General features: G+C 36.0%; 9 protein-coding genes. 5 read left to right on the top strand and 4 right to left on the bottom strand.

Features of this window, described 5'->3' with window-relative positions; translation table 11 throughout:
* The first annotated feature begins 3 nt into the window (after positions 1–3).
* Positions 4–756 carry a class I SAM-dependent methyltransferase gene (locus BKH41_RS07600; RefSeq protein ID WP_095298636.1) on the top strand — a complete coding sequence of 251 codons (753 nt, stop codon included), beginning with the start codon at positions 4–6 and terminating at the stop codon, positions 754–756.
* A gap of 258 nt (positions 757–1014) precedes the next feature.
* Here BKH41_RS07600 and uvrA read toward each other — a convergent pair whose 3' ends face one another.
* From uvrA to BKH41_RS07580, 4 genes are all read right to left on the bottom strand, one after another.
* Positions 1015–3831 carry an excinuclease ABC subunit UvrA gene (gene uvrA / locus BKH41_RS07595; RefSeq protein WP_095298634.1) on the bottom strand — a complete coding sequence of 939 codons (2817 nt, stop codon included), beginning with the start codon at positions 3829–3831 and terminating at the stop codon, positions 1015–1017.
* A 120-nt stretch (positions 3832–3951) separates the two neighbouring features.
* Positions 3952–4473 carry a DUF417 family protein gene (locus BKH41_RS07590; protein ID WP_095298726.1) on the bottom strand — a complete coding sequence of 174 codons (522 nt, stop codon included), beginning with the start codon at positions 4471–4473 and terminating at the stop codon, positions 3952–3954.
* A 247-nt stretch (positions 4474–4720) separates the two neighbouring features.
* Positions 4721–5293, bottom strand: coding sequence for a Holliday junction branch migration protein RuvA (gene ruvA / locus BKH41_RS07585; protein ID WP_095298632.1), 573 nt, complete (start codon positions 5291–5293; stop codon positions 4721–4723).
* Between the two features lie 9 nt (positions 5294–5302).
* A complete protein-coding gene (locus tag BKH41_RS07580; RefSeq protein WP_095298630.1) occupies positions 5303–7114 on the bottom strand; it encodes a FapA family protein in 1812 nt (603 codons plus the stop codon).
* A gap of 96 nt (positions 7115–7210) precedes the next feature.
* Between BKH41_RS07580 and murJ the strand changes: the two genes are divergently transcribed.
* From murJ to BKH41_RS07560, 4 genes are all read left to right on the top strand, one after another.
* Positions 7211–8653, top strand: coding sequence for a murein biosynthesis integral membrane protein MurJ (murJ, locus tag BKH41_RS07575; RefSeq protein WP_095298628.1), 1443 nt, complete (start codon positions 7211–7213; stop codon positions 8651–8653).
* Positions 8654–8663: 10 nt separating this feature from the next.
* Positions 8664–10067, top strand: a complete 1404-nt coding sequence (gene cysS, locus BKH41_RS07570; RefSeq protein WP_095298626.1) for a cysteine--tRNA ligase — start codon at positions 8664–8666, stop codon at positions 10065–10067.
* 326 nt (positions 10068–10393) lie between these two features.
* Positions 10394–10942 (top strand): YbhB/YbcL family Raf kinase inhibitor-like protein, encoded by a 549-nt coding sequence (locus BKH41_RS07565; RefSeq protein WP_095298624.1) that lies wholly within the window; start codon positions 10394–10396, stop codon positions 10940–10942.
* A 117-nt stretch (positions 10943–11059) separates the two neighbouring features.
* A complete protein-coding gene (locus tag BKH41_RS07560; RefSeq protein ID WP_095298622.1) occupies positions 11060–11815 on the top strand; it encodes an outer membrane protein in 756 nt (251 codons plus the stop codon).
* The last annotated feature ends 1 nt before the right edge of the window (position 11816 follow it).

Genomic DNA, 11816 nt, shown 5'->3' with positions numbered 1-11816 from the left:
AAAATGTTAGAAGAAATACAAGATTATTGGAACGATCGTTCAAAGACTTATGCGCAGGACAATCTTGAAGAATTAGCGAGTATGAAGAGGGAAAAATGGAAAGCTGTTTTTTCAAAATATTCTCCGATGCCTTTTGAGAAAGTCAGCGTGCTTGATATCGGTTGTGGTCCGGGAATCTTTTCAATTATGCTTTCAGAATTGGGTGGGGATGTGAGTGCTTTGGATTATACGCCAAAAATGCTTGAAGAAGCTAAAAAAAATGCTTCAAAACAAGGGGTAAGTATCAATTTTTTTCAAGGAGATGCGCAAAAACTTCCATTTGAAGAAGGGTATTTTGATTTGGTGGTCTCAAGAAATCTGACTTGGAATTTAAATGATCCGCTTAAGGCTTATCAAGAATGGTATCGCGTACTGAAGAAAGGCGGGAGAATGCTGAATTTTGATGCAAATTGGTATTTACATCTTTATGAACAAGAGCATAAAAAACGTTATGAAAAAAATAGGGAAGAGGTTGCTAAGCTTGGAATCCCTGATCATATGACAAATGCTTACCCCAATTCTCAGAAAATGGAAGAAATTGCTAAATCCCTACCGCTCAGCAAAATCCATCGCCCGCAATGGGATATAAAAGTGCTTGAATCAATTGGTTTTGAAATATTGGCTTTTGATAGGGAGTTTTATCAAGAAATTTGGGATGAAACTGAAAAATTAATGTTTAAATCTACCCCAATGTTTCTCATTGCGGTGCAAAAATAAATCATTGCAGAACAATCTTTTTCAAAGAGCAAAAATGCGCAAAGTTTTGTCCAAGCAAACAATTTTCCAAACTTTTTTGCGAAAATAAAAACTTGCCATCACAGACAAAACCAAATTCTTCCAAATTTGTATTGTTAAGCAAACTACGAATTTCTTTTAATAAAAAACTATCTGTTTGAAATTTTGAAAAAATTGCAAAGAATTAATCCATATTAGGCTTTTGCAGATAGGCAGTAATTTTTAAGAGGGTTTGAGGGATCATTTTTCTTGTAACTCTTCACTCAAGAATTTTCCTGTATAACTATGCGTTTTTTGATAATTTTTTGCTATTTGAGAAGGTGTGCCCATATCTACGATTTTTCCTCCTTTGTCTCCACCTTCAGGTCCAATATCAATGATATAGTCAGCATTTTTTATCATATCTAGATTGTGTTCGATTACAATCATTGAATTTCCTAGCTCTACAAGATGATGGAGGACTTTTGTGAGTCTGTCTACATCCGCAAAATGCAAACCTGTAGTCGGTTCATCTAGAATATAAAGCGTCTTTCCTGTATCTTTACGACTGAGTTCTTTGGCGAGTTTGATTCTTTGGGCTTCACCCCCGCTTAGGGTCACGGCATTTTGCCCAAGCGTAATATATCCTAGACCTACATCTTGAAGTGTTTTTAGTCTAGAGAAGATTTTTGGAATCTTGGCAAAAAATTCACAGGCATCATCAACACTCATATTTAAAACATCTGCAATGGATTTGCCTTTATATTTGATTTCAAGCGTTTGAGGATTGTATTTAGCGCCATTGCACGCATCGCATTTAACCATCACATCAGGTAAAAAATGCATTTCGATTTTTATTTCCCCTTCCCCTTGACATTTTTCGCAACGACCACCTTTGACATTAAAACTAAAACGCCCCACACCATAGCCCAAAATCTTTGATTCTTTGACTTCGGAGAATAAAATTCTAATATCATCCATCACGCCTGTATAAGTGGCTGGATTGCTTCTAGGGGTTCTACCGATGGGGGTTTGATCAAGATATATTACTTTATCAAGCATTTCAAGACCACTGATTTCGACTCCATCGCATTTTTTTACTTTTCTAGCATTATTAAGAAGCTCTTGGGCGACGGGCAAGAGAGTTTGGAGGATCAGAGAGCTTTTTCCGCTCCCACTCACTCCTGTAATGCAGACAAAATTTGACAATGGGATTTTAAGGCTTAGATTTTTAATGTTATTGATCGTAACATTTTTGATGCCCAACCATTTTTTTTGGGGTCTGTTGTGGGGATAAGAAATGGATTTGACCCCACTGATATATTGAGCTGTTTGCGTATTGCTTGAAAGCATTGCTTTTATTGTGCCTGCAAATACGACTTCTCCGCCGTTTTTTCCAGCTCCTGGACCGATATCTACGATAAAATCAGCATTTTTAATCGTTTCTTTGTCGTGTTCGACGACAATCACTGTATTGCCTTTTTCCTGAAGGCTTCTAAGTGTTTTGATGAGTTTGAGAGTATCGCGCTCGTGTAGTCCAATGCTAGGCTCATCTAAAACATACATTACACCTGTAAGCCCACTACCGATTTGGCTAGCGATACGGATTCTTTGGCTTTCACCTCCGCTGATGGTTCTAGCATCTCTACCTAGACTCAAATACCCAAGCCCCACATCATAGAGAAAAAAAAGTCTTTCGCGGATTTCTTTTAGAATGGAGTCAGCTATGAAGCGTTGCTGTTTGTTGAGGTAAGAAAAATTTTTTTCATCATTAAAGAATGCATACGTCTCTTCAATAGGCATATCAATCACATCGCCAATCCCGAGTCCTGCGACCTTTACACTTAAAGAAGAAGCTTTGAGACGATGACCTTTGCAACTCCCGCAAAGTTTTTCACTCATATAATCGCTCAAATCTTTTTCATCCTTAAACATATCATAGGCGATTTGAATAATACCTTTCCAAGGTCGTTTGAGGGTGGAATTCTTCCAAGTGAATGTAACTTCAGATCCGTTTCCATAAAGCAAAGCATTTTGTTCATAATCTTTGAGTTCTTCAAAAGATTTATCCGTATCTATTTTATTATTTTTACAAAATCCATTAAAAAGTTCGGCGTAATAATTGCGGTTAAAGCCAAAAATTACTTTAATACCACCTTTGTTGAGTGGCAAAGATTTGTTGAGAATTTTTTTGATGTCAATGCTGTATTTACTCCCAAGTCCCCCACAATCTTCGCAAGCTCCTTTGGGCGAATTGAATGAAAAACTCAAAGGCTCTAAAGGTTCAAAACTGATTTTGCAATCAAAACAGGCTAAATGCTCGCTGTAATGAATCAGTTGGTTATGCTCTCCCTCTTTTTCGTTTAGTATTTCCACTTCTATTTCGCCATAAGTTTCTTTTAAAGCTTTTTCTATGCCTTGAGCGATTCTAGAATGATTATCTTGGTGAATACTGACTCTATCGATTACAGCTTTTATCGTGTGTTTTTTGGTTTTAGATAAGTTGATTTCTTCGTCCAATCGAACCATCACCCCATCGATATAAGCCCGCACATAGCCTTTTTGACGCAATGAAAGGATTTTGTCATTGAAACTGCCTTTTTTCTCTTTGATGAGCGGGGCTAGGATAATGATTTTTGCGTTTTGGGGTAATGAAAGAATTTGATTGATGATATCTGTTTGACTCATTTGAGAGATTGGCTTACCACAAATATGGCAATGTTGTGTGCCGACTCTAGCGTAAAGAAGTCTTAAATAATCATAAATTTCAGTAATCGTTCCCACGGTGGAGCGGGGGTTCTTGCTGGTAGTTTTTTGATCAATGGCAATGGCTGGGGTTAAACCTTCAATCTTATCTACGTTGGGTTTGCCGACTTTATCGAGGAATTGTCTAGCATAGCTAGAGAGGGATTCGATATACCTTCTTTGCCCTTCAGCATAAAGCGTATCAAAGGCTAAAGTGGATTTTCCTGAACCGCTAAGTCCAGTAAATACGATCAATTTGTTTTTGGGAATTTCTAAGTGGATATTTTTAAGATTATTTTCTTTCGCGCCAATGATTTGGATTTTGTCTAACAAGTTGCACTCCTTGCAATGTCTGAAATTATATCAAAAATTACGGTGTTTAAATAGCTGAAGTATTGATTTATGTTTATTCTAAAGTCAGATTCCCTCCTAGATTAAGAGGGAAAATTTTACTTAGGCTTTTGAAGAGTTTCTTGATTTTAAGATTCTTTGCGCACAACTGCCTATAATGATTAAGGCGCAAGCTAAAATTGCCAAATCTTTAATAACCAAGCGTCCTGCTCCTGAAAGATAGGGAAATCCGTAGTTTGGTCCGCCAAGATTCTGAACCCACGCTTCAGGCGTAGTGACTAAAAAGGAAAGAGTTACTAATGTCATTAAAAATACAAGAGTTCCTCCTATAATTCCCAAATAAGGAAAGATAATGCCTAAAAGAGTCAGCGTGCCAAAAGTAATAATCAAAATGCCAAGACCGTAAGAAACCAGATAAGTCCTATTTTCCTGATGCCATTGCGCATTTTGTTCATTAGCAGTTCCTTCTGGAATTTTATGGAATTTATAGTCTTTAGCATCTTTGTAAAGAAAGCTACTTAAAGGAGAATTTGCGACAAAGGGCGTTATTCCTTCTGCTTCGTAATTTACAAACTTCAACCCTCCTATCCAAATAAAAATGATAAAAATAGCAATGTGTGCCATAACGGTTCCACTGCACCTCAACCCCGCAAGTTTTTCCAAAGTCGTATTACTCAACAAGACTTATCCTTTAGCATTTGATTTTTCTTGATTCAGAATAAAAACCAAGGGGATATTTTTAGCTTTTTTAAGATAATTTTTAGTAAATCAAATAAATTATCATTTATAATAACAAAATATTTTATTTGGCAAAAAATTGTTTTCAGAAAAGACAAGAGGAGTAGCTTTAATAAAGAAGAATCATTCAAGGTTATTTGAGTAGTTTTAAGGCTTCTTTGATGATCTCTTGGGTATTTGAACTTTGGATGGATTTGAAAACTTTTAAAATATCTGTATTTTTAAATCCTAAACTTTGCAAAGCCATAAAAGCATCATTGCGCGCACCATCTTTTTCAGGGACATTTCGAGCTTCTGTTAGTTCAGAAAAGAAACCGGCAAGATCAACCATAATTTTGCCCGCTCCTTTGGCTCCGATACCTGGGACGCGTTGGAGAGCTTTGATGTCTTTGTCTTGAATGATTTGGCTGAAAGTTGTTGGCGTATAAGTTGAGAGAATTGCAAGTGCTACTTTGGGTCCTACGCCATTGATTTTAATCAGGCGTTCAAAAGTGATTTTTTCTATTTCTTCAAGAAAACCAAATAAAAGATGTGCGTCCTCACGAATGATTTGTGTGATTAAAAGCTTTATTTTTTGATCTTTTTTTGTGCTGATGGCATAGCTTGCATTCGTTGAAATATGGATTTCATAAATAATACCACCAACGTCAAATTCTGCAAGGGTGGGTTCAAGTTTGTGGATCATGCCAATCATTCCTGCAATCATTGTTTTTCCTTATTTGATTTTTGTTATTTTTTTTGTCGAAGGATTGATCATAATATCGGTGTTTTCACCATCTTTGAGAATCAGTGTTTCATCGCTTGCTCTAGGATAATCGCGATGATAGACGATTTGGTTTTCGAGTTTCCATTCGGTTTGAGTGCGTATTTTAGCCCCCAATGTTTCATTTTCTATTTCAAATAGGCTTTGATTAAGATCTTTGACATTGTTTTGGAGTTTTAGAAGCTCTTTTTTAAGAATTTTGAGCTTTTTAAGGCAGGCAATAAAATCATAATAGATTTTTTTAATATCGCTTTCATTGAGCATTGCTTGTCTGGCTGGGTTGGGGGCGACTTTTATTTTGTCAATGATAGGCTTATGTTCTTTGGCACTTGACATTAAAAATTGATATTCTTTCATCATTTCGTGCATTTTTGTTTTTAACAGAGATATTTTTTTGTTGATAAATTCCATTGTTTGTTTTGTTTTAATATCTGAAGATGCGGATATGACAAATTTGTTTTCGCCTCCTTGTATTTCTTTGAGGTTGCATTCTTTAGCAAAGTGTAGCTTATTGTTTGACTTTAGATTTTTAATCGTAATTTTTTTAGCAAAGATTGTGCTTCCGCTTGCGATTTCAATCGTGCATTCATCAGATTGCACAAAACCCGTATCAAGATTTTTTACATCAAAACTCTCGCCATAAAATTGTCCTTTATGCGTTGTAACTTTTGCTTCTTGTGCGCGTATAATGCTGCTTTGGTGCGTCTGACCTTCAATAGAGATTTTTTGTGCGCAAAGTTCGACGTTTTCCCCGATACTGCCAATAACATTGATGTTTGAGGCTTCAATAATCATATTTGCATTGATAGCATCGATAAACTCATCTTCGGATTTTATGGTTAGTGTAATTCCGCTTTTAAGACCTCCTAAAAGCATTGGGGCGTTGATGGTTTTAATGGTATCAAATTCATAGTTTGTGTTGAAAGTGATGGCGTTATTGTCAATTTTTACATATGCTGTGATTTGGGATCTAAAGATTATTTTTTCTGGGGTTTCTTCTTTTTTGACATAATTTTTATTATGTGTGATGGGTGGCATTTGCTCTATATTTTTGGTATCTGTTTTTATGTAGATACCCTTGAGGTTTCTCCCATTTTTTCCTTTAACTGGTTTGATGTATTCAGCAATTATTTCATCAACGCCTACTCCAAAAAAAGAATTTTCCGGAGCTTTTCTTCCATTTTTTTCCCATTGTTCTTTGAGGATAAAATTAAATTCTGCAGGTTTGTAGGGTATGAAATCAGGAGCACTCTTAAGAAGAATTTTTTGAGGGCACCCTCCTTGCTTTGAAAATTCTTGAAATTGGACTTTTAGATTTTCGCGCTGTTCGTATTGTTGCCTGAAAATGATTTTGTTTTGTGCCATTAATGAATCAATAATGCTAAATATTTCTTCATAAAAATGTTCATCATCAATAATTGTGAAATGATTATCTAGCAAAAGGTATATTTTGTCTGCTTGAGGTGTAATCTCAAGTTTGAGCCCGTAGTCTTTGGTTTTAGGCTTGATTCTGATATCATAGTTTTGAGAGACAAAAAAATCTTCTTTGGTATAGAAGCTGTCTTTTTCAAATTGAATGAGTTCGTTTCCAGTGATGATATGGTATTCGTCTTTTTCGTGGATTTTGATGTTTGTATGGACATTTAAAACGTCAAACCAAAGATGTTTTACATCAATTTTTGATCCGAGTGAGAACTGCTGGAGCTCTTCGTTGATGTCTTCGCAATTTTTTACCACTTGCGGGATAAAATTCGGGGCGTCCATACATTCTCCAATAATAGTGTTGTTTGGTAAAATATCGGAATTATTTTACAACAATTAGGATTAAATATTAATTTCTCTTTAATTTAAAGGAATATTTTGTTAAAGAAAGCATTTTTTACCAATAGTAGCGGGATTATGTGTTCAAGGATTTTCGGGTTTTTGAGGGATTTATATACTGCCCATATTTTAGGTGCGGGAATGTATAGCGATATCTTTTTTGTGGCTTTTAAATTTCCTAATCTTTTCAGGCGCATATTTGGAGAGGGTGCTTTTACTCAAAGCTTTTTGCCAAGCTTTATTTCCAGCAAGAAAAAAGGCATTTTTAGCGTGAGTACATTGATCTTGTTTGCCTTTATTCTTTTAGTCTTGAGTTTTGGAGTTTGGGTATTTTCAGGATTTGTGACCAAAATTTTGGCTTATGGTTTTGATGAAAAAATGATTGCCTTGGCTGAACCGATTGTAGTGATTAATTTTTGGTATCTTGAGCTTGTCTTTATTGTCACATTTCTTGGCACGCTTTTGCAGTATAAAAACAGCTTTTGGGTCAGTGCTTATAATACCGCGTTGCTTAATATCTGTATGATCGGAGCTTTGTATTTGGCAAGAGATAAAGATTCGATGCAGATTGTGTATTTTTTAAGTTATGGGGTTTTATGCGGGGGAGTGGCGCAGATTTTATTGCATTTTTATCCGTTGCATCGTTGGGGTTTTTTTAAGCTTTTCAGTGTGGGTTTTAGACATCTTTGGAGGATTTTTTTTTCGTGTCCGAAGGGCGCGAAGCATTTGGCTCTAAAGGCAAAAGAGGATTTGAAAGCTTTTTTTAAGCAGTTTTTTCCGGCTATTTTAGGGAGTTCTACGGCTCAAATCGCTTCATTTATTGACACGATGCTTGCTTCATTTTTAGTCAGTGGGAGTATTTCGTATTTGTATTATGCTAATCGGATTTTTCAGCTTCCTTTAGCAGTTTTTGCCATAGCGATTTCGACAGCTCTTTTTCCAATGGTGGCCAAAGCAATCAAAAATTCAGAAGAAAAACGCGCTTTAGATAAGATGAAAAAATCTTTTTGGTTTTTGTTTATGATGCTTTGGATGTGTTCTATCGGGGGTATCATACTTAAAAATGAGATTATGTGGCTTTTGTTTGAAAGCGGGAATTTTCACAGGAGTGATACTTTAGCTTCGGCTAATGTGTTTGCAATGTATATGATTGGTTTGTTGCCTTTTGGGTTGTCAAGGATTTTTTCTTTATGGTTTTATGCACACAAGCTTCAAGGCAGGGCTGCTAAAATTTCAGCCATTTCGCTATTGTTTGGGGTAGCGTGTTCATTGGTGCTAATGCGTTATTTTGAGTCTGCTGGACTTGCTTTGGCAGGAAGCTTAAGCGGGATAATGCTTTTTATTCTTAGTGTCAAGGAATTCGGGCTTGGTAACTTTTGGAGTATAATTGCTTATCCAAAAGGCTGGATTGCGCTATTTTTGATGGGGGTTATCGAAGTAGGGGCGTTGTATTCTTTTTTATATTTTTTTCATATCAGTTAAAAGGTCGATGATGAAGATTTATGATACCAAACAAAAACAGAAAGTGGATTTTGTCCCGATAGTCCCTAAGAAAGCAAGGATTTATGTTTGCGGTCCGACAGTTTATGATAACGCTCATTTGGGACACGCTAGAAGTTCCATTGCGTTTGATTTGCTTGTACGTACATTAAAACTCAGTGGCTATGAAGTGATTTTTGTGAAAAATTTTACTGATATTGATGATAAAATCATTAAAAAAGCTCTTGATACAAATGTTGATATTAAAGAACTCAGTTCGCACTATATCAGATTGTATTTGGAAGATATGGAAGCTTTGGGTGTGAAGCGAGCGGATAAAGAGCCTAAGGCAAGCGAAAATTTCGAAGCGATTGTGGGGCTTATCCATAAGCTTTTAGATAAACAAATCGCTTATAAGACTTCCAACGGAGATATTTATTTAGATGTAAGTAAAGACAATCTTTATGGGAGCATTAGCCATCGAGGTACGCAAGAAGATAACAATATTAGTCGAGTGGGTGAAAATGAGGAAAAGCGGAATGAAAAAGATTTTGTTTTATGGAAATCCTATAAAGGAAAAGATGATATTGGTTATGAGACCTCATTAGGAAAGGGTCGTCCGGGATGGCATATCGAATGTTCTGCGATGATTGAGGATAGCTTGGCTTATGCTGGTGAGCCTTATCGGATTGATATTCACGGCGGGGGTGCAGATCTTGTATTTCCCCACCACGAAAACGAGGCTTCTCAGACCCGTTGTGCTACTGATGTGGAGATCTCTAAATATTGGATGCATAACGGCTTTGTCAATATTAATGGCGAAAAAATGAGCAAAAGCTTGGGAAATAGCTTTTTTATCAAAGATGCATTGAAAGTTTATGACGGAGAGATTTTGCGGAATTATCTCTTAGGGACGCATTATCGGGCAATTTTAAATTTTAATGAAGAAGATTTATTGGTGAGTAAAAAGCGTCTTGATAAGCTCTACCGGCTTAAAAAAAGGGTTGAGGGAGAGGTAGGGGAGGTTGATGAAAAATTTAAGTCAGCTATGCTTGAAGCAATGAGCGATGATTTAAATATTTCTAAAACATTGAGTGTGCTTGAAGAAATGATGGGGGCATCCAATGATGAATTGGACAAAAATCCTAAGAATAAAGCATTTAAGGCAAAAGTTCTAGGAAATATCGATTTTGTCGATAGGCTTTTAGGCATCGGAGGGAAGAAAGCTTCAGATTATTTTCAACTTGGGGTGAGTGAAGAACAAAAGGCTTGGATAGTTTCTCAAATATCCTTGCGAGATCAAGCAAAAAAAGATAAAGACTTTGCTTTAGCTGATAAGATTAGAGACGAACTTGCAGGCATTGGGATTGGATTGATGGATACGCCACAAGGTTGTGTGTGGGAAAAAATGGCTTGAGTTTAGGAAGATAGATAAATTTTCAATATTTTTTATTTTGATGTATTTTCGATGATTGCGAATTTTACATAATTTTTATTACAGATGAAATGTTGCTATCAAAGAGATTTATTAACACGATTTTTTCAGCTTGGTTTCAGGATGATAAGGCAAGGATAAGCCTTTAGAGAGTAAAACCCCCTCAATTTATCCCTTAAATATCACGCAGCGATTATGATTACTTTGGCTACAAAAGGCTTTAAATTTATTTTTCATAAAAATCATAATGTTAAAATGCTTTTATTCCATCAGGGAAAACAACAATACAATGTAAAGAAAGGCGTGAAATGCAATTTTTTGAAGTTAAATTAGAATTGGACAAAGAGGGGTTTTTAGATCCTAAATACGGCGGGAATGCTTCAAAAGGATTTTTGGATAATGAGGGCTTGCCTGATTTTTCTCCAAAAATCTCTTGGGAAAGTGTGGCTGGGGCTGATAGCTATGCGCTTGAATTGATTGATTATGATGCGTGCAGCGTGTGTGGGAAGATTTTTGTGCATTGGGTTGTAGCAAATATTACTTCAAACGTGCTTGAAGAAAATGCTTCAAGAGAAGATAAAAATATTCTTCAAGGTGTCAATTCTATGACGCAGGGATTTTACAGAGGGGATGGCGATGAGACACAAAAGCGCGCTTCTAATGTTGCTTGCAGTAAATATATCGGTCCAATGCCACCAGATAAGGATCATCACTATCTTGTGAATGTTTATGCACTCGCTTGCAAAAAGTTGGATTTACAAACCCCATTTTTTATCAATCATCTCCACGATGCTATGAGAGGGCATATCTTAGGGATAGGACGTACAGAATTTAAATACAGACAGTATAAAAGATAATTTTTTTTGATTTTATTAAACGGTTTTGTATTTTAGAATAATTTTATTTTAATTCATAATAAATTGTTATATAATATTCTTCATCATAATTTGAAATTTATCAAAAAGGAAAAATAGATGAAGAAGATATTGATCGGAGCCGTTTGTGCCGTAGCTTTAAGTGGAATTTTGGCAGCTGAAGATAGTGGCGTGTTTGTGGGCGTGAGTTATCAGGGCGGACAAGCATCTTTGAATGAAAAGTATGATGGTCTTGTGAAAATGAATGGCACATCTATTCCTAATCAAGATATTCACGAGAAATATAATAAGAATCCAATGATGAATGGTGCAGGTATCAAGCTTGGATACAAACAATTTTTTGGAAATTCTAAATGGTTTGGTCTGCGTTATTATGCTTTTTTGGATTATGGGTATGCGAATTTTGGCAAGATAATTCCCGATTTGGATTCTTCTCCAGATAACCCTACATATAAGAGTTATTACACACATATGTTGAGCTATGGTGTAGGCATTGATACTTTATGGAATTTTATCAATAAAGATAATGCAAGTTTTGGTATTTTTGCAGGCATTGGTGTAGGAGCTGATACGTGGATTGCCAATGGGAAGGATTTTCAAGAAAAATTTTTTCCAAAAGGAAAAGTGGGGTATGTAAATTTTCAAGCTACGATCGATGCAGGATTGCGAACCAATCTCTACAAACACCACGGCTTTGAAGTCGGCGTGAAAGTTCCACTGTTGCAAGATAAAATCTTTAACGATAAAGATGATACTATTCCTACTGAAGTACCTATAATAACCGCAGATATGAGCAATACAACAAAAGTCCAACGGAATTATTCTGTTTATGTGAGCTATCTCTACACTTTTTGAG

The sequence above is a fragment of the Helicobacter sp. 12S02232-10 genome, assembly GCF_002272895.1.
GTDB lineage: Bacteria > Campylobacterota > Campylobacteria > Campylobacterales > Helicobacteraceae > Helicobacter_J.
The sequence above is the reverse complement of the archived record's forward strand: the minus strand, read 5'-3'. Positions and strand labels throughout refer to the sequence as shown.